This window comes from uncultured Dysgonomonas sp. (assembly GCF_900079725.1).
Taxonomy (GTDB): Bacteria; Bacteroidota; Bacteroidia; order Bacteroidales; family Dysgonomonadaceae; genus Dysgonomonas.
Window position 1 is genome coordinate 1,563,722 of the sequence record NZ_LT599032.1, and the last position, 18,446, is coordinate 1,582,167.

19 protein-coding genes are annotated in these 18,446 nt (G+C 36.4%); 2 read left to right on the forward strand and 17 right to left on the reverse strand.

The features are described from left to right. Entirely contained in the window at positions 1-774 is a 774-nt protein-coding gene (locus QZL88_RS06800) for an AMP nucleosidase (protein WP_296939425.1), read from the reverse strand. A gap of 75 nt (positions 775-849) precedes the next feature. Here QZL88_RS06800 and QZL88_RS06805 point away from each other — a divergent pair, with 75 nt between their 5' ends. Continuing rightward, positions 850-1,299: a type I restriction enzyme HsdR N-terminal domain-containing protein gene (locus tag QZL88_RS06805; RefSeq protein WP_296939426.1), complete on the forward strand. Its 450-nt coding sequence runs from the start codon at positions 850-852 to the stop codon at positions 1,297-1,299. A 641-nt stretch (positions 1,300-1,940) separates the two neighbouring features. Here QZL88_RS06805 and secG read toward each other — a convergent pair. The 4 genes from secG to QZL88_RS06825 all read right to left on the reverse strand — a co-directional run bounded on the left by secG (position 1,941) and on the right by QZL88_RS06825 (position 4,970). Next, positions 1,941-2,303, reverse strand: a complete 363-nt coding sequence (gene secG / locus QZL88_RS06810) for a preprotein translocase subunit SecG (RefSeq protein WP_296939428.1) — start codon at positions 2,301-2,303, stop codon at positions 1,941-1,943. Next, positions 2,300-3,079: a hypothetical protein gene (locus QZL88_RS06815; RefSeq protein ID WP_296939430.1), complete on the reverse strand. Its 780-nt coding sequence runs from the start codon at positions 3,077-3,079 to the stop codon at positions 2,300-2,302. The genes secG and QZL88_RS06815 overlap by 4 nt, the downstream gene beginning before the upstream one ends. Positions 3,080-3,195: 116 nt before the next feature. Continuing rightward, positions 3,196-3,699 (reverse strand): LPS assembly lipoprotein LptE, encoded by a 504-nt coding sequence (gene lptE, locus QZL88_RS06820; RefSeq protein ID WP_296939432.1) that lies wholly within the window; start codon positions 3,697-3,699, stop codon positions 3,196-3,198. Then, on the reverse strand, positions 3,696-4,970 hold the full coding sequence (locus QZL88_RS06825; RefSeq protein ID WP_296939433.1) for a sigma-54 dependent transcriptional regulator: 1,275 nt from the start codon (positions 4,968-4,970) through the stop codon (positions 3,696-3,698). Before QZL88_RS06825 ends, lptE begins: the two co-directional genes overlap by 4 nt. A 401-nt stretch (positions 4,971-5,371) precedes the next feature. Here QZL88_RS06825 and QZL88_RS06830 point away from each other — a divergent pair, with 401 nt between their 5' ends. Beyond that, entirely contained in the window at positions 5,372-7,201 is a 1,830-nt protein-coding gene (locus QZL88_RS06830; RefSeq protein WP_363927914.1) for an SLC13 family permease, read from the forward strand. Positions 7,202-7,216: 15 nt separating this feature from the next. On the opposite strand, the gene QZL88_RS06835 is transcribed toward QZL88_RS06830, so the two are convergent. The 12 genes from QZL88_RS06835 to QZL88_RS06890 all read right to left on the reverse strand — a co-directional run bounded on the left by QZL88_RS06835 (position 7,217) and on the right by QZL88_RS06890 (position 18,433). Beyond that, positions 7,217-7,693 (reverse strand): GAF domain-containing protein, encoded by a 477-nt coding sequence (locus tag QZL88_RS06835; protein WP_296939437.1) that lies wholly within the window; start codon positions 7,691-7,693, stop codon positions 7,217-7,219. Positions 7,694-7,714: 21 nt separating this feature from the next. Next, positions 7,715-8,779 (reverse strand): dTDP-glucose 4,6-dehydratase, encoded by a 1,065-nt coding sequence (gene rfbB, locus QZL88_RS06840; RefSeq protein WP_296939440.1) that lies wholly within the window; start codon positions 8,777-8,779, stop codon positions 7,715-7,717. Further along, positions 8,769-9,638, reverse strand: coding sequence for a dTDP-4-dehydrorhamnose reductase (gene rfbD / locus QZL88_RS06845; protein WP_296939441.1), 870 nt, complete (start codon positions 9,636-9,638; stop codon positions 8,769-8,771). Before rfbD ends, rfbB begins: the two co-directional genes overlap by 11 nt. 2 nt (positions 9,639-9,640) lie before the next feature. Further along, positions 9,641-10,210 (reverse strand): dTDP-4-dehydrorhamnose 3,5-epimerase, encoded by a 570-nt coding sequence (rfbC, locus tag QZL88_RS06850; protein WP_296939442.1) that lies wholly within the window; start codon positions 10,208-10,210, stop codon positions 9,641-9,643. Beyond that, positions 10,207-11,088, reverse strand: a complete 882-nt coding sequence (gene rfbA, locus QZL88_RS06855; protein WP_296939444.1) for a glucose-1-phosphate thymidylyltransferase RfbA — start codon at positions 11,086-11,088, stop codon at positions 10,207-10,209. Before rfbA ends, rfbC begins: the two co-directional genes overlap by 4 nt. A 188-nt stretch (positions 11,089-11,276) precedes the next feature. Continuing rightward, a complete protein-coding gene (locus tag QZL88_RS06860; protein ID WP_296939446.1) occupies positions 11,277-11,744 on the reverse strand; it encodes a glycosyltransferase in 468 nt (155 codons plus the stop codon). Between the two features lie 11 nt (positions 11,745-11,755). Beyond that, on the reverse strand, positions 11,756-12,217 hold the full coding sequence (locus tag QZL88_RS06865; RefSeq protein WP_296939449.1) for an oligosaccharide biosynthesis protein Alg14: 462 nt from the start codon (positions 12,215-12,217) through the stop codon (positions 11,756-11,758). After that, positions 12,201-13,223, reverse strand: coding sequence for a glycosyltransferase (locus QZL88_RS06870; RefSeq protein ID WP_296939451.1), 1,023 nt, complete (start codon positions 13,221-13,223; stop codon positions 12,201-12,203). Before QZL88_RS06870 ends, QZL88_RS06865 begins: the two co-directional genes overlap by 17 nt. After that, positions 13,224-14,375: an EpsG family protein gene (locus QZL88_RS06875; protein WP_296939453.1), complete on the reverse strand. Its 1,152-nt coding sequence runs from the start codon at positions 14,373-14,375 to the stop codon at positions 13,224-13,226. Positions 14,376-14,448: 73 nt separating this feature from the next. Further along, positions 14,449-15,540 carry a glycoside hydrolase family 99-like domain-containing protein gene (locus QZL88_RS06880; protein WP_296939455.1) on the reverse strand — a complete coding sequence of 364 codons (1,092 nt, stop codon included), beginning with the start codon at positions 15,538-15,540 and terminating at the stop codon, positions 14,449-14,451. Continuing rightward, positions 15,530-16,702, reverse strand: a complete 1,173-nt coding sequence (locus tag QZL88_RS06885) for a polysaccharide pyruvyl transferase family protein (RefSeq protein ID WP_296939458.1) — start codon at positions 16,700-16,702, stop codon at positions 15,530-15,532. The genes QZL88_RS06880 and QZL88_RS06885 overlap by 11 nt, the downstream gene beginning before the upstream one ends. 9 nt (positions 16,703-16,711) lie before the next feature. Beyond that, on the reverse strand, positions 16,712-18,433 hold the full coding sequence (locus tag QZL88_RS06890) for a thiamine pyrophosphate-binding protein (RefSeq protein ID WP_296939460.1): 1,722 nt from the start codon (positions 18,431-18,433) through the stop codon (positions 16,712-16,714). Between the last annotated feature and the right edge of the window lie 13 nt (positions 18,434-18,446).

Consider the following 18,446-nt stretch of genomic DNA (forward strand, 5'->3'; position numbering starts at 1 on the left):
TTATTCGAATTTCAGGTGTTTAACGGTTTGCCCGTTGTTTATCAGTGTTGTAAGAGACTCTATACCTATAAGCACATGTTCATCCACAAAGCTTTTAGTGACCAGGCTGTCACTTTTTTCAGTTTTCACACCGTCCGAAATCATTGGCTGGTCAGACACCAACAGCAACGCTCCGGTCGGGATCTGGTTAGCAAACCCGCAGGTAAACAATGTCGCTGTTTCCATATCCACAGCCATTGTACGAATCCGCCTCAGGTAGTCTTTGAATACATCGTCATATTCCCACACCCGGCGATTGGTGGTATATACTGTCCCCGTCCAGTAATCTCGGTTGTGATTACGGATAGTGGACGACACCGACCTCAACAGGCTGAAAGCCGGCAAAGACGGCACTTCGGGCGGAAAATAATCGTTCGATGTTCCTTCTCCCCGGATAGCCGCGATAGGCAATATATAATCTCCCAGATTGTTATGCTTCTTTATCCCTCCGCATTTACCTAAAAACAATACGGCTTCGGGTTCAATCGCGCTCAGTAAGTCCATTATGGTGGCCGCATTGGCGCTTCCCATACCAAAATTAATAATGGTAATACCATTAGCCGATGCATTCGGCATATTGCCGTCGAGCCCTACAATAGGCACGTTGAAATGACTGGCAAACACCTCTACATACTTTGCAAAATTGGTAAGTAATATATGTTTGGTAAACTGTTCTAATGGCCTTTTGGTATACCTTGGAAGCCAATTGTCTACAATTTCTTGTTTTGTTTTCATATTAACTTTACTTTTGTTTTAAGATACAACAAGTATCTTTTATTTTTTGTTGTACAGGATTAACAAAGGTAACAAATGTTGGATTTAAATCTGCCCCCTTTCAATATAAATGTAAAAAAAACGGACGGAAGACTTAGCGTTTTCGACAGGCTACGTCGTAAGTTTGTGACACTTACACCCGAAGAATGGGTACGCCAGCACTTCATTAATTACCTGATCACAGAGAAGGGGTATCCGCAGGCTTTAATAGCTAACGAGATACAAATCAACCTGAATAATCAGAAGCGCAGGTGCGATTCCATCGTTTACGATAAAACGATTTCCCCTCTGGTCATAGTCGAATATAAATCACCGGATGTGGAAATCACTCAGGCTGTTTTCGACCAGATAGTAAGATACAACATCGTACTGAAAGTAAAATACCTGATTGTATCCAACGGACTCAGCCATTACTGTTGCCGGATGGATTACAGCACGCAAACATTCGAATATCTTGCCGATATACCGACATATAAAGAATTATAACCCTCTGTAAAATTACATATTTTAACCATATACAGTTAAAATCTGACACATCTGACAGGTTTTTCATTATTTCCGTCTTACAATTTCATATTAGTTAACTCTATTTAGTTAAAAGGTAACAAAGGTAACAGATATACCAGTTATCAGTGAACAGTCATCAGTTAGCAACTTGTATCTTATATTTTGTATTTTGTCTACTTGTAACTTTTTCAAAAGGTAACACATGTAACAGTTTTTTATCCTTTGTGATTTCCTTCGTGTATTTGGTGGCTAAAACTCTTTACCGCAAGGTAAACAGATAGTTACACAAAAGATGCTATATAAAAGGTAACAAAGGTAACAAAGGTAACAGATATATTAGCAAACAGTCAACAGTTAGCAGTCAACAATATTTCACGCAGAGACGCTAAGGCGCAAAAGGTAACAAAGGTTACACTTTTTTACTTATTACTTTTACCTTCATTGTAAGTCCCCCTTGGGGAAACAACATTCGGCAGAGCCAATTATGGGGCCATCAATCTTTCAAAGAGCTCATAAAAACCGTATAGATAAATATATCCGGCAAATACACGCACCTATATCGCAAAAAAGGCTTCTCGTACGAGAAGCCTTCAATATCTTAATTATATTCTAGTCTGAGATTATTCAGCAGGAGGTGTTGCAGGCTGCTCTGTAGCAGGCGCAGTGTTGCTTGGTATTGCAGGCAGTGTTGTCGACATATCAGGAGCACCTGTATTAACAGGAGCAGGAGCACCTACTTCCGGTTGAAGAGTAGTTGTCGCTTTCGGCCTGATCATAACACAAACTATACTCATCACCATGATGAAACTGGCTAGTCCCCAAGTTGCTTTTTCAAGGAAATCGGTAGTTTTACGAACACCCATAATGGCGTTTGATGATGAGAAACCTGATGAAAGGCCACCACCTTTAGAATTTTGAACAAGAACTATCAGTACTAAGGCAATCGCTGCAATTACAATTAATACAGTAATAAGTGTAATCATTTTGTATCTTTAAATTTCGAATTTATAATCAGTTTTTCCAAAAAACTCAATTGGTCTGCAAAGTAAATATTTTTTTTCGGATAATTCAAACTTAAGTGTTTAATAATTTTGTATGCTTTCTCATACTTTTTCTGTTTTATGTAGATTTTAGCCAATGTTTCGGTAAAAAATACATCTTCGTCCAGCTCATCATCTTTTTCATCCGTTTTTTCCGTATCATCCGACAAAGGCTCGTCGTCTCCACTCATTTGTATGCGGATACCGCCTTCCATCTCCGAACGGGTAATGAATGTATCTATGATATTCTGATGCTTGAGGCTTGACGGCTCTTTATCTGCAGGGACATCTTCACTCTCTACTACAGAAGTCACCTGCATATAAGTAAAGTAATCTGTAGTAGCGAGACTTGAATGCGATATACTATACTCCAATTCCATATCTGAATTATTGTCTCCCTTCGATTCGAAAAAAGCATTCAGCAACAAGCTGGTCTTATCCTCACTCACTTCTGCCTTTCCCGTCTGACGGAAAAACGAGTCGTACTCATCACTCAAAATATAATAAAATAAAGCCTTACGGTCATTTACAAAAATACTTAATCTTCCAAGTTCTTCCTGAAAACTTTCAGACTCAAATAAATATACAGACTTCAGATAAGTAAATATACCCGTCTGCGAATATGGATATTCTTCAACAAAAGCCTTTAAAGGCTGTATATCCTCTTGCGAAGGATTTACGCCTTTTCCGGTTAATTTATAGAATTGTTGAATATCCACTTTTTTAATTAAAAATGATGAATTAAGAATGATGAATTATTCAGAAATATAGGATATAAAATCTCAATTGATTTGAAATTCTTAATTCATCATTCTTAATTATTAATTACTTTTTTCTACCAATTAGACATTGTCGCATTAAAAATCTGGTCTACAATATCTTTCGTCAACTCATCAATCAATCCATCCTGTACATCGGTAAGCATCAGGCTACTGGAGAAATCACGGTAAGCTGTAATCGTTTCCTCCTTGTCTTCCTGAGGATTTTTATTATTTCTGAATCGCATTTTCACTCCTAATGTCAGACGTGTTTCCGCGGAGAAGTTATCTTCTTTTACCGACAAAGGTGTCAATTCATATGTAACAATCTCCCCTTCAATCTCGAGCGACGGATTAATCGAGGTGAATTGCAATTTCGTATTACGGGTAAATACATCCTTCATTCGCTCATTGAAGACCTGTGTCAACGGAGGATATACATAAGGTGCCTGATTCTGGAAATCACGTATATCGATTGTTGGCGTTTCTGCATAGTTGATAGATGCCCCATTAAATTTATAAGACACCGTACAGCCGACAAACAATGCGACAAAGAAAAGTGACAATAATACCTTTTTCATAAATTTTCCAGATTATATTCTTTTATTTTTCTATACAATGTACGCTCCGATATTTTTAGATCCTGAGCTGCATTCTTGCGTTTCCCGTTATGCCGCTCCAGTGCCTTTATAATCATATCTCTTTCTACATCTTGTAACGAAAGCGTTTCCTCCTCATACTCCGGAGCCTCGATCACATCGGCATCGGCAATTGTAGATGCAGGTATTATCGTATGCCCGTCATCCTTGATAGGCAAAGAAGATGTCCTGTCTGCCTGATTTACAACCATTGGCGTAAGAGGTTTTTCACTACTATTTACCACAGAAGAAGATATAATATCGCCGGGCTTCATATTTCCGGCCACGATATCATGAACGATCTTTTTCAGCTCGTTCATATCCTTCTTCATATCGAACAATACCTGATATAATATTTCCCGCTCGTTATTGAAATTCTTCTGTTCACTCGCATTTATTGTACCTACAGGGATAAGCCCTACCTCATTAGCCGGAAGATATAATTTCAGTATATCAGGAGTTATATCCCTCGTTTGCTCAATTATCGAAATCTGTTCTGTAATATTCTTTAACTGGCGGATATTGCCGGGCCAGTAATATTCTTTTAGCATTTGTCTTGCAGAATCGGTTAGCACGATCGGAGGCATACTATACTTTTCGGCACAATCGCTTGCAAATTTCCTGAATAACAAGGGGATATCATCCTTCCGGTCCCTAAGTGCCGGAATACGGATAGGTACTGTGTTAAGACGATAGTACAAATCTTCACGGAAACGCCCGTTACGGGTAGCAGTCACCATATCCAGATTGGTAGCGGCAACAACACGTACATCGGTTTTCTCCACTTTAGATGAACCCACTTTTATAAACTCTCCTGTTTCCAGTACGCGTAATAAGCGAGCCTGAGTAGACAGAGGCAACTCCCCTACCTCATCGAGAAATAAAGTACCTCCGTTAGCTACCTCAAAATATCCTTTCCGCTCACCTGTTGCTCCGGTAAAAGACCCTTTCTCATGCCCGAAAAGTTCGGAATCGATCGTTCCTTCGGGAATAGAGCCGCAATTGACCGCGATATATGTCCCGTGTTTACGATGACTGAACTGATGAATAATCTGTGGAAAATTCTCTTTCCCTACTCCGCTCTCCCCGGTCACCAATACCGACATATCGGTAGGAGCCACCTGAAGGGCAATATCTATAGCCCGGTTCAGATCGGGACTATTCCCGATGATACCGAAGCGTTGCTTCACTTGTTGGATGTCCGGTTTTGCCATTATAATTACAAGTTTATAGGTTATATATCTTAAGTATTCAATATATTAGAATATAAATACAACTAACAATTGCCTACTATCAACTGTTAAACAGTAATAAAACCTGACAAAATTACATATTAATTCCCATTTTGTCAGTCTTTTTTAGTGAAGATTTGCAAAGAATAAAAATAAGTTATCATACTTATAAGTTATATTCCAAATTGGTTTTCGGAAAAATAACAACCTGATTAACGAACGTGAAAAAAGATAAACAATTCTTATCTTTTTAACGTTCTTATTTAAAAGTATTCGCTTTGAGCTAAAGGATTCTTTATCTTTGTATACATTGGAAAAAACAAACTGCTTAATATATCATAATAATATATTTAAATATGGAATTATCCACCTTACTGTCCCCTATCAATATCACATTAGCAATTCTGATTACGGCATCTATCTTCTTCATGCGAGGAAAGATCCGCTCCGACCTTGTTGCTGTATGTGCCTTGCTGGCATTGGTTCTTTTCGGAATACTGGATACATCAGAAGCATTGGCCGGATTTTCGAATCCTGTTGTCATAATGATGATCGGGCTCTTCATAGTAGGCGCCGGAATCTTCCGGACCGGATTAGCCAAGGTAATCAGTAGTAAGATACTGCAAACGGCGGGAAGCAACGAAAATAAACTATTCATACTTGTAATGCTTGTAACAGCATCGATCGGGGCTTTTGTGAGCAATACAGGTACTGTAGCCGTGATGATGCCGATTATTGTCAGCATGACCGCAAGTGCTAATATCAATCCACGCAGATACCTGATGCCGTTAGCCTTTGCCAGTAGTATGGGTATGTTTACGCTAATCAGTACTCCTCCCAATCTGGTAATTAATAACGCGTTGGTAGAAGCTGGACATAAGGCGCTCTCGTTCTTTTCTTTTGCTCCTATCGGTTTTGTTGCACTGGGTGTCGGGGTTATTATTTTATTTTTCCTAAGTAAATTGCTAATATCTAAAAGCGATGCGTCTGCAACAAAAAAGAAACAAGGAAAATCGCTAGTCGAATTAGCTATGGAATATGAACTGCAAAACCAATCATACAGGATAGAGGTAAAGAATGACACTCCATTATCGGACAAAACTCTTGCCGAACTAAAAATAGCGACACATTACAATGTAAGTATCAGTAAGATAGTACGGAAAGTAGGCAATTCAAGGTTCAGGAAGAATGTTATTGAAGAAGTTGCAGGTCCGAAGTCAACGATACAGAAAGGTGATATATTATATTGCCATGGAAATCTGGAAGATATAGAGAGATTCGTTTCCGAAAATCATCTGCATCTGGAGGAAACAAATGGAGATTATCCTTTTGCTGATTTTCAGGAATCAGGTATCGCTGAGATATTTATCATGCCTAACTCTAAACTTATAAATCGGACAATCTCTGAGATTCAGTTCAGAGAGGAATATAATGTAAATGTACTTGGTATTCAGCGGCAGAATGAATATCGCATGCATGATATTAAAGATGCAAAATTGCATTCGGGAGATGCACTCTTGATACAGGGTACGTGGAAAGACCTTGCAAACCTCGATGACAGGCAGGACGACCTCGTACTGGTGGGACAACCCCTGAAGGAAGCTGCAAAGGTGACACTAGATCAGAAAGCACCTATAGCTGCCGCGATTATGATACTAATGGTAATAGCTATGGTATTTGAAATTGTACCGTCTGTGATAGCGATTCTACTGGCAGCAGTGGCAATGGTGGTTACAGGCTGTTTAAGAAACATGGAAGAAGCCTATGGCAGTATCAATTGGGAAAGTGTAGTACTCATCGGAGCTATGCTGCCTATGGCTACAGCATTTCAGAATACGGGAGTAGATACACTGATTTCCGGTGGGCTGGTTGATAAGTTAGGAGACTTTGGACCTTACGCCCTGTTAGCAGGAATATACTTCTGTACATCATTGCTCACCATGTTTATTAGCAACACAGCAACAGCCGTGCTGTTCACCCCTATAGCCCTCAAAGCTGCGGTAAGCATGAGCGTCAGTCCATATCCGTTCCTGTTTGCTGTTGCAGTAGCTGCGAGTATGTGTTTCGCATCTCCATTCTCAACACCACCAAATGCATTGGTGATGAGTGCCGGGCGTTATACATTCATGGATTATATAAAGGTGGGATTGCCTCTACAATTAATTATGGGAATAGTAATGATATTAGTACTACCGCTATTGTTCCCTTTCTGATAAAGTAACCGGAATTTAAGATTCCAACAGTTTAACTATCTGTTGAAGATATTGCGCATCCGTTTCATCGAAGTGATTCAGATGCTCGCTGTCTATATCGAGTACAGCAATAACTTCATCGTGATGGAACAGGGGTACTACTATTTCGGATTGAGAAGCGGCATCGCAGGCAATATGTCCGGGAAACTGATTTACATCTTCTACTATAACTGTTCTCTTTTCCTTCCATGCTGTTCCGCAGACTCCTTTTCCGTATTTAATACGGGTACAGGCTATTGTCCCCTGAAATGGTCCGAGAACGAGTTCCTCTTTTTTTACGATATAAAAGCCAACCCAGAAGAAGCCAAAAGTCATCTTCAATGCTGCTGATACATTGGCAAAATTGGCAATGGTATCGGTTTCACCTTCCAGTAATGCTTTTAGTTGGGGAAGGAGGGACCTGTAGGCTTCGTCTTTGGAAGAGGGAGAGGTGAGGTGGAGGGTGTGGGACATAAAAAGCTTTTTTAAACGATCTTATCGACCTTTATACATTTCATTATAATATCTCTCATAATCTCCGGAAGTTATATTATTCATCCATTCCTGATTATCCAAATACCATCGAACGGTCTTTTCAATCCCTTCTTCGAACTGCAAGGACGGCTCCCATCCTAATTCATTTTTCAACTTTGAAGAATCAATAGCATAACGAAGATCATGACCTGCCCTGTCTGTGACATAAGTTATCAAATGATCGGATGTACCGTCAGGATTACCTAATAATTTATCTACCGTTTTGATAATAACTTTAATCAAATCTATATTTTTCCACTCATTGAATCCTCCAATATTGTATGTATCCGCAATCTTACCATTATGAAAGATTGTATCAATTGCACGCGCATGATCTACCACATAAAGCCAGTCCCTGACATTTTCGCCTTTACCGTATACAGGTAGGGGTTTTCCTTGACGAATATTATTGATAAACAGAGGTATTAATTTCTCCGGAAACTGATATGGCCCATAATTATTCGAGCAATTAGTCACAATTACACGCATTCCATAAGTATCATGATATGCTCGTACAAAATGATCGGAGGAAGCTTTACTCGCCGAATAAGGAGAATGAGGATCGTATTTGGTGGTCTCAGTAAAGTACGTTCCATCAAAGTCTAAACTGCCATATACTTCATCTGTAGAAATATGATAGAAAAGTTTATCTTCCCAATCTCCGTTCCAAAATAGTCTGGCTACCTGAAGTAGAGATAAAGTTCCCATCACATTTGTTTGAGCAAAAGTGAATGGATCTTTGATGCTACGGTCAACATGGCTTTCAGCCGCCAGATGGATTATATTGTCAACGTTATAAGTTTCAAGAATATCTTTCATTTTCTCAAAGTCACAGATATCCGCCTTAACAAAAGTATAGTTAGAAGCTCCCTCTATATCTTTAAGATTTTCCAGATTTCCGGCATAAGTCAGTTTATCCAGATTAATTATATGATATTCTGGATATTTATTTACAAATAATCTTACAACATGAGAACCTATAAACCCGGCTCCCCCTGTGATTAGTATATTCTTTTTAAAATTCATTTGTTTGCGCTTTTAATTCTTTTATACATTGCGTTAAGGACTCTTCCCAATACGGAATCTTTATATTAAATGTTTCTTTAACTTTAGTTTTATCCAGAACAGAAAAACTAGGACGTCTGACTTTACTCGGAAATTCATCACTATGACAAGGTTGAATATCACAAATATTTTCTGAAAGGTCGCATATTTTTTTTGCAAAATCATACCAGGAACATACGCCCTCGTTACTAAAATGATAAGTACCTTGTTTATGATATATATCCTCTTCAATTATTTTATATATAAGAGAGGCCAGGTCTGCGGCATAGGTAGGAGTTCCAACCTGATCAAATACAACATTAAGAGTATCTCGTTCTGAAGTTAACCGCTGCATAGTTTTTACAAAGTTATTGCCATATTGAGAATAAAGCCAAGACGTGCGAAATATCAAATATTTACATCCTATCTCTTGTATACTCAGTTCTCCTGCTAATTTAGTTTTTCCATATACTCCGATCGGATTCGTTCTGCAAGTTTCCTGATAAGGTATACAAGACTCCCCGTTAAATACGTAGTCTGTCGATACATGAATCAGAGTAGCTCCAGTCTCTTTAGCAATGACAGCAATATTTCTTACAGCCTTATTGTTTATAAGGTCTGCCATATCATAGTCATCTTCTGCCTTATCTACATTGGTATATGCAGCGCAATTTACTATAATGCTCAGTTTTTCCCCTATTGCCAGTTGACGAATAGCATCTAAATCTGTAATATCTAATTCTGCAACATCTGTAAAGATATAGTTATTCTTACTATCTCCGGTTATCCGGCGAATCTCATTACCTAGTTGTCCGTTAGCACCTGTAATCAGTATGTTCATTATTAATATAAATTTTCTTTATAATCAAATAACCATTCTGCATGTTTCAATGGTTTATTCTCTTTATCTTTTCCAGATAAAATAACTTTATCTGTAGATATTTTCCAATCAATATTTAGATCGGGATCGTCCCAAGCGATAGCACCTTCACTTTGAGGTGCATAATAATTATCACATTTATACTGAAAAATAACGTTTTCGCTCAACACAACAAAGCCATGAGCAAATCCCCGTGGGACGAAAAGTTGTAGATGGTTTTCTTCGGATAACTCCACGGCCACATATTGACCAAAAGAGGGAGAACCTTTTCTTATATCAACGGCAACATCAAGAACTTTCCCTTTTATAACCCGGACTAATTTACTCTGAGCATGAGGCGGCTTCTGGAAATGTAATCCTCGTAGGACACCAAAAGTAGATTTACTTTCATTATCTTGGACAAAAGTTGTTTTACACACCTTTTCTTCGAATATCTGCTGACTGAAAGATTCAAAGAAATAGCCTCGCGCATCTTCAAAAATACGAGGTTCGATAATAACGACCTCTTCAATATCTGTTTTTATTATATTCATCTTTTTTCGTTTGCTAGTTTATTTAAGTATTGCCCATACTGATTTTTAATCATTGGCTTTGCGACCTCAAGCAATCTCTCTCTCGCAATCCATCCCTGGTTATACGCAATAGCTTCTAAACATGCTATTTTCAGTCCTTGCCGTTTCTCAATTACCTCTACAAAAGTAGAGGCTTCACTCAATGAATCATGCGTACCGGTATCTAACCATGCAAAGCCTCTTCCTAAGGTCTGAACCTTTAACTCTTTATCTTGAAGGAACTGTTGATTCACTGTTGTAATTTCTAATTCCCCCCTTGCTGATGGTTTTATATTTTTTGCAATATTTACAACCTTATTGGGATAGAAATATAAACCTACAACGGCATAATGTGATTTTGGCTTTTCAGGTTTTTCTTCTATTGATAGACAGTTGCCTTCTTTATCAAACTCTGCAACTCCATAACGTTCAGGATCGCTTACCCAATATCCGAAAACTGTCGCATTCTGATCTTCTTCAGCTTGATAAACAGACTCTTTCAACATAGCAGTAAATCCTTGTCCATGAAATATATTATCACCTAATACAAGGCAAACAGAGTCGTCTCCGATAAAATTCTCCCCTATAAGAAAAGCTTGGGCTAAACCGTCGGGGGAAGGCTGTACTGCATACTGAAGCCTTATCCCATAATCGGAGCCATCTCCCAACAGTCTTTGGAAAGACGGTAAATCGTCTGGCGTAGAGATTATCAGTATATCCCTGATTCCTGCAAGCATTAACACTGAAATAGGATAATAAACCATTGGCTTATCATAAACGGGTAATAACTGCTTACTTACTCCTTTAGTAATAGGATAAAGACGAGTGCCAGAGCCTCCGGCTAAGACGATTCCTTTCATTTTATTATCTTTTTTGTTTCAGCATCCATTGATAACTTTTTGGTACGTCATATAGAAGATCTAATTCATATTATTTTTAGATATAAAATAGAAAACTTTTTTGAGATAGCAATTATATCAAGTAATAAACATAGAAAAAACTTTTGTGTAGAAAGAATCCTCTGTACAACAAACAAATTATGATACATTTATCTAAACTGGCTCATTATTGAATATAAAATATTATTTGAGTTTTGCTCTCTTTTCCTCTTTAATGGAGTTAAATCTTGGGAATACAATAATTCTTTCAGTTGTTTTTTATCATAAGCTACATATGCATATTCCTTCTCATTTATAGCCATTGCCGTTGCTATTTGATGATCATTCCGATGCTCGCCAAGTGATACCAATCGAGGGAATATAATTATAGGCTTTTCATAATCTATAGCAGTCAGAATGCTGCCCATTCCCGCATGGCTGACAATCAATCTAGCTTTTTGTACAATTTCATTAAATTCATCAGGTGAAATAAAATTTACAATCTTAAAATTCTGAGGTGAGTAATTACCATTCAATGCCTGCACAACAAAGGTTTCATCTATTCCCCCTGCAAGTTCATCAACTATTTTAATGAAGCGATCAAATGGTATCTGTGTCCCAACTGTAACAAATATCATAACTCTAATTTTCAATCAAAAACATTTCCTTTATATAAAACCTTGTCTGATGCTAACTCCTGCCATTGAGTATAAGCTTGTGTTACAAATTTTGATGCGATACGACCACTCAATGACAATCCTTGAATATTGGCAACACTATCTACCCAAAAAGTTTTTATCCCAAATAGTTTTGCTGCAAACAATGTAATTAATCCAGGAGCCGCACCTGTTGTTATAACAGCGCAGGGTTTCTCTTTGCGCAGAATCTTTATTGCCTGAAAAAAGACAGGTACAACTTTATACGCATTCCAACGACTAAAATCATCTATTGAATAAAATCTATTGCCTTCGACCATTATAGCACATTTGGGGTGTGTAGATACATATACTATTTCAATATCATTGAAAGTTTGTGGTACTATGCACAATAATTGTTTCCAATGTCCACCGATAGAGGCTATGGCTAGTATTTTCTTAATTGGAGTTTTCATTCTCGTTTTTACATTCTTTTCCATTAATTTTCTCTAATACTTGCATCGCCATTTTACACCATTTCTCATTCCTCTCTATTTTCAATATTCGAACTTCATTTTGAAGCCTATCAATATCATTCAAAGCTTTTTTTATTCCATTAGTGATGGAATCCGCATCAAGTGTTTCCACATAGACAGCCCCCTTGTAAAACATATCGCGTAGTAATTGGGTATCAGAGAGTACCATTGGCATTTCTAATCCGGTAGCTTCGTTTGCAACACTCAATTGAATATGATCTTCTGTTGTAAGCCCCATAATCAGGTCTGACTGTCTAAATACGATTTCATATTCTTCTAAAGGTAAAAAGCCAATTAAACTTACATTATCTGGTATTTTATTATAATCGAACAGAGAAATACCTCTCTCCTTCGGGCCTGATATCAGAATATGAATGTCCGGAATCTGCCTGGCGGCTTCAAACACAACCTCTAAAGGTTCATCCTTTGAAAATCCACAAGGCATTAATACTTGACTTGTATACTTGCTCTCCTTTTTCGGCAGTGGAGTATCAATATTTTTTTCAGCAGGTTTATCTTCTAAAATAATAGTTTTTTCTGCATTTAACCCCATATCAATGGCAATACCTCGAATTACAGTATTGTGAACCACAATGATATCGCTCTTATTTAATAAATCCGGATCAAAATATTTCTTCCACTTCCCAAAAAAGACACCATTATGACAATCCGAAATTATAATTACTTCCTTGTTAAAATATTTCTTATAAAATAGCAATAAATTCAACAGAAAAATTGGAGGCAATTGTATCCATACGGTTTTAGGCTTTTCTTTACATAGAATTACAAAGGTCTTTATACTTTTTATTATATAGTCCAATACTCTGAAATACTTATTTTTGAAACAAGAGGTAATATGTTTACAATTATAATCAAAGTATGATTGCATCGAAACAGCTCTTCGTTGAAATTTAATCCACGCAAAATAAATATTCTGTTTTTCCATTTAATATGGTCTGTAAAAATTATCGTTAAAGATTGAATAATAAGGGAAGTACATTTCTAAATAACCACTGAAAAAGAGGGTATAGGAACGAAACAATATATAAAAAGTGAAAATATATGGAAATGCAAATTTATATTTTGGATATTTTTCCCTACCATACACAATAAAAGCTGAGAACAAAACAGGAAATGCAAACATAAAATAGTTTTGCATCCTTTTTAATCCCAACATTTCATCACTAGAAAAAAGAATACCAATTATCACAAAAACAAAATAAATATTGTAAATAAATCCATAATTAATTTCACCTTCTTTTTTTGAGAGATCTTTAGCCATCTTTCCAAAAGGTATAAGGGTGATTATAAATATAATCGAATTAAAGAAAGTTGATGCACCCTTTACAAACGATTCTCCACCTTTCGCTGCTATATCATATTCAAAATAATGTTCATATTTAGTCGCTACATTCTCCCCACCCAATATATCCACATAAAGACTTAATGGCATAAGCAACTCTTGGACCTTATTGAGCTGGGCGATAATCAATGCTGCTAGAGAAATAGTAACTGCAAGCATTGTCGGAATACTTCTAAAGAAAATCAGAAAATACACAGGAATAAATACCAATGCTGATTTATGTATACTCACAGCCAGAAGAGTGCATATGATTATACGCATATATTTTCTGTCAGAGAAGCTACACAATCCCATCATAATAAAGGCAACTGCAATTCCCATACGAACCGGGAAAAATTGAGTACTGAACATAATCAATACGAAAACATATATAGGAGTCTTAGAGTTTGTTTGAGCAAACTTCATGTATACAACTAGTATAAACAAGTTGGTAAGCAGCAAAAATACAGTATAATTACCTCCAAGGTTCCTGACCAATGCATTAATGAACATATACCCTGGCTCCATTACAGCCACGCTATGAGTATAAGAAAATATATTATTCCAGTCTGCTGACTTAAACGTTTCATAATATAGTTCCCAATCGGTACCGGTTTCCCATCGCAAGCCTCTAAAAAGCGTAAAAATGACCACAAAGAAGAATAGTATTTTCTTTTTTGTATAAGAATCAACATTTTCCTTCTCTTTACAAATGGAAAGGAATAAAAGTGTATATAATAATATATATATAAGCATTTAATAAACTATAAAACAGTATTTCATATCTGGTAAAGTCTATTTAAGACAGAACCAAGCATTCAGGTCCATTCTAAAATTCAATCTTTTTTATCAAGTAAGATTTTACTGCCTCTAAATACCCCTTCCCCCATTTTAGGTCAGGTTCCATATAATTCCCCTCCCCCCATTCATTCCATGATTTTAATATTACCAGCTTATTCTCCTTTTCCTCAACAACATCGAATACTTTTTTAACATGTTTTTGAAATAATTGCGGAGTAGATTTATGCAATACAATAGCTCTTTTTGCACTTCTTGGTGAATGATCCCAATTTGGTAAAATAAATGGGATTACATCCTCCTGTTTGTCTATATCTCTTGTAAACCCATCTATTACAGATGAATAATTGACAACAATAGGAACATTAAACAACCGCCGAGCAACTTTACGAATAAATGTCACTATCTTCGACTTATAGATCATTCTGCTACTGGGATTTATAGTTACGGCGTCAAATCCTAGCTGCTTCAGTGCTAAATATTCATCCTCATTATAAGCATTGGCAACAAAATAAAACTTTTCGCCGACATTGTTCTTTTTCAGTAAAGCATTCCATTGTTTGATAAAATCGGAAACTCCGGGAAACTGAAGCGGCTTATAGATCAAAAAGAAAGGATTACCATCTACTCGAATATACCTTTTATCCTGAAATGCAGGGAGTAATTCATAAAAATGATCTTCATTATCTTTCTCTCCCGGATATTTTTGTTCTATAAGAGTTCTATTTTCCCCAGCTTCTCTATTCCATACTTTAGCTTGCCAAGACTCATTTGCCCAACCTAAGCAAAAAGGAAAATCTGGTTTACCTGAAGATACTACTTCATTGAAGGGCATTTCCAATAACCTTTTACCATCTCCAAACCAATAATGCCAGTAACAAAAGCCCTCTATACCTGCTTCTTTTGCGAGTTTTGCCTGCTCTTCCCGAACTTCCGGAATCCGTAAATCATAATATCCCAAATCGGCAGGAACCAGAGGCTGATAATGACCTTTGAACAATGGCCGGGCTTTTCCGACATTTGTCCACTCTGTAAAACCTTTCCCCCACCATTCATCATTCTCTGGTATGGGGTGAAACTGTGGTAAATAGTACGCTATTACTCGTGCTTTATTACTCTCCATCTATATTATTTAGTTTTTCCTTTATTTCATTTCGCCGCTCATAAAAGCTTACTATTTCAGACAATAGTAAAGCAATATTTTCTCTCTCTAAATCGACAATATCAACAATATATTTATCAAGCCCATACTGATTGAAAGCATATTTAAATTTATAACTATACGCTAACCCCAAAACAGGTGTCTGTGTATATATAGCAGCAAAACAAGCATGCATTCTTGTACCAATAAAAAAATCAAATTGTGAAATCATATATTTTGTTTGTGGAGAAGTCAATTTTTTATCCACAAGATAAACACCTTTCTTATTCTTCAGTGAATGATATACTGCTTTGTTGGCCTCCAAATCATCATTATTCGTTTCTGGAGTTATATAATTATATGAATGAGATACTAAATAAACAGGTATATTTTTCTCTTGAAACATATTTATTATTTTTTCAATAAAGAATGGATAATTATCAAACTTATTTGATAAAGCGCGGAATTTATTTGAATATGCCAATCCACTCACATTCAGCCCAACAGATTTAGGTAATATTTCCAAATCATCAATTTTCTCAGGTTGCATATAATATGAAAGATCTTTACACAATTCATACTGTACCCCCATCTTATCTAACTCTTGTTTAAAAGCTAAATCTCGCACATATACTTTCGAAGAATATTTCAATATTCTTTCTGCTAATTTATAATTAGAAGGAGTGCTAAAAGGACCGAGAGTTTGTGGCAATTCTATCAGTGGAATCTTACATATCATTGCTAAATTTGTATCCATCAGCCTTGATTTAAATGTTTTAGTACCATATATATCCGAAAAGCCATCACCACCGTTTATAGCAGCCACATATTCTGTTCTTTTTAAGATATCACTTAATCTTCCAAAAGGAGTTTTCTTTTTAAATAAAGAAATAAACCAATAATATAAAAAGAAAATATGTACAGTTTCTACGTCAAAAATATCACCTCCTATTTTCACCTGCTGGACTACAGACTTTTTATTCCTATATCTCCAAAGATTTCTAAAAAAATTAATTTTTATAATTTTATAATCAGACAACTGCTTCTCTATATTTAGAAAAGAAAACGCCCCATAGCCTAAAGCGGCAGTTCCTAGATTGTTATCATCTAAAATCAGTCCTGAAATAATTACATAGTCTTTCATTATATTATTCTATTTCTTTAATATACTTTTTAATATATCAATACCTTTTTCACCTATCACTTTGCGTAATAAAGCTTTTGGACCGTCCTCCTGTTTGTTATTTGCAATAATTGATTTTAACACTTTTGATTCATCTTCTGCAGTTGTAAATATCTCAAAAACAATTGACTGGTCAGATTCATTTATAAATTTATCTTTCAGTTGTATAAATTCATGTTTATTTCTTGCAGACAGATATTTAAAGCCATTTGCTTCTGTCCACCCTTTAGCATTATTGTAATGTCCAACTGCAGCAATATACGGATTTGCGTCCGTTCCCTCAATCTCAGATAACTTAAATTCCACCCCACAGCCATTATTTACCAAGAGAATACGAATATTGTTCTTCAAATGACGAATACCTAATGAATTCATATCATAAAAGAAACTCAAATCGCCAATAACCATAAAGCATAACCTATCAGTAGATACACTTTGGCCTAACAAGACCGACATACATCCATCAATGCCAAAAGCAGCAACGTTTGAGTAGCAAGTTATTGACGAATCAAGAGAGAAAAAACTCCAAACTCGTAAGCTATTCAATATCGCAAAATTTAAAAAGCTATTTTTAGGTATTTCATTATGTAGCTGCTGTGCTAAATATGCATTAGAAAAAGGTAAATCTTCAGGTATTGAAATTGACATTTCTAATTCTTTCCATTGGTCATAATAAGAGTGCTGAACAGTATCCTTTCCTCCTAACCGGGAAAAAAACAAATCAAAAGGACACTCGAATATTTTGGTCAGTTTATCATAGGTATCAACAACCTTTCCATCTTCACTAACACGCCAATGCTCAAAGTCAAATTGACTCCCCGCTGATAGTTTCCCATATAAGGGATAATCACCAGTCTGCCCACCTATGGTTATTAATATATCAGGCTTATAGTTCTGTATAAAAACATTACTCGACATACTGGCTAAAAATAAATTAGCTGAGACAGCATATTGACCGTGATAGTTAGATAAATGATTGACATAAACAAAAGCATTATGAGTTTGAGTAAATATTTCTAATGCTGCAGTCTGTTTCTCAGTGAATGGACGATGCTCACCTATAACAATCATTATTTTTTTATCTTTTAATGATACATCCCACTCTTCCCACTCCATATATCGCTTGATTGTACGAACTTGTGGTAATTTAGATACTGATATCTTTTTGATTTCCGAGTCCAACATCGGCACATTCAATTGCACAGGTCCAGGCACCCGATGAGATAATTCCAGAATTGCTTCATTAACCAAACGCATACAATGCAACTCGTCGTGTTGATTTGAAACATATGGTAAAGCGAAGGTTTGTTTCACTGTATCTACAGGCAAAGATATCTGATTAGGTGCCTGCATATATTCCTGGTAAGTAAATCGTGGATGCTTTGATGCTGTTATTGCTAATATAGGAACATGTTTGTAAAATGCCTCAGTAAGTCCAGGAATATAATTGCGCGTTGCCTGCGCACTCGTACATGATGTAGCAATTGGTACGCCCAGTTCCAAATACAAACCTATTGCGAAATACATCGCACTTCGTTCATCCACAACAGAATAACAAGTAAAAAATGGATCACTCTGAACTCCTTGAACAATTGGTATATTTGTAGCCCCGGGACTTATTACAATATGCCTAATATTGTGCTGCTTAAGCAATGCCAATACTATTTGGGCGTTTTTTGCGATTGTATACATAATATAATTTTAT

What these genes read in the sequence shown, in the direction of transcription:
- QZL88_RS06800 (WP_296939425.1), bottom strand. Translation starts at nt 774, where the DNA reads ATGAAAACAAAACAAGAAATTGTAGACAATTGGCTTCCAAGGTATACC.
- QZL88_RS06805 (WP_296939426.1), top strand. Translation starts at nt 850, where the DNA reads ATGTTGGATTTAAATCTGCCCCCTTTCAATATAAATGTAAAAAAAACG.
- secG (WP_296939428.1), bottom strand. Translation starts at nt 2,303, where the DNA reads ATGATTACACTTATTACTGTATTAATTGTAATTGCAGCGATTGCCTTA.
- lptE (WP_296939432.1), bottom strand. Translation starts at nt 3,699, where the DNA reads ATGAAAAAGGTATTATTGTCACTTTTCTTTGTCGCATTGTTTGTCGGC.
- QZL88_RS06825 (WP_296939433.1), bottom strand. Translation starts at nt 4,970, where the DNA reads ATGGCAAAACCGGACATCCAACAAGTGAAGCAACGCTTCGGTATCATC.
- QZL88_RS06835 (WP_296939437.1), bottom strand. Translation starts at nt 7,693, where the DNA reads ATGTCCCACACCCTCCACCTCACCTCTCCCTCTTCCAAAGACGAAGCC.
- rfbB (WP_296939440.1), bottom strand. Translation starts at nt 8,779, where the DNA reads ATGAATTTTAAAAAGAATATACTAATCACAGGGGGAGCCGGGTTTATA.
- rfbD (WP_296939441.1), bottom strand. Translation starts at nt 9,638, where the DNA reads ATGAACATACTGATTACAGGTGCTAACGGACAACTAGGTAATGAGATT.
- rfbC (WP_296939442.1), bottom strand. Translation starts at nt 10,210, where the DNA reads ATGAATATAATAAAAACAGATATTGAAGAGGTCGTTATTATCGAACCT.
- rfbA (WP_296939444.1), bottom strand. Translation starts at nt 11,088, where the DNA reads ATGAAAGGAATCGTCTTAGCCGGAGGCTCTGGCACTCGTCTTTATCCT.
- QZL88_RS06860 (WP_296939446.1), bottom strand. Translation starts at nt 11,744, where the DNA reads ATGATATTTGTTACAGTTGGGACACAGATACCATTTGATCGCTTCATT.
- QZL88_RS06865 (WP_296939449.1), bottom strand. Translation starts at nt 12,217, where the DNA reads ATGAAAACTCCAATTAAGAAAATACTAGCCATAGCCTCTATCGGTGGA.
- QZL88_RS06870 (WP_296939451.1), bottom strand. Translation starts at nt 13,223, where the DNA reads ATGGAAAAACAGAATATTTATTTTGCGTGGATTAAATTTCAACGAAGA.
- QZL88_RS06875 (WP_296939453.1), bottom strand. Translation starts at nt 14,375, where the DNA reads ATGCTTATATATATATTATTATATACACTTTTATTCCTTTCCATTTGT.
- QZL88_RS06880 (WP_296939455.1), bottom strand. Translation starts at nt 15,540, where the DNA reads ATGGAGAGTAATAAAGCACGAGTAATAGCGTACTATTTACCACAGTTT.
- QZL88_RS06885 (WP_296939458.1), bottom strand. Translation starts at nt 16,702, where the DNA reads ATGAAAGACTATGTAATTATTTCAGGACTGATTTTAGATGATAACAAT.
- QZL88_RS06890 (WP_296939460.1), bottom strand. Translation starts at nt 18,433, where the DNA reads ATGTATACAATCGCAAAAAACGCCCAAATAGTATTGGCATTGCTTAAG.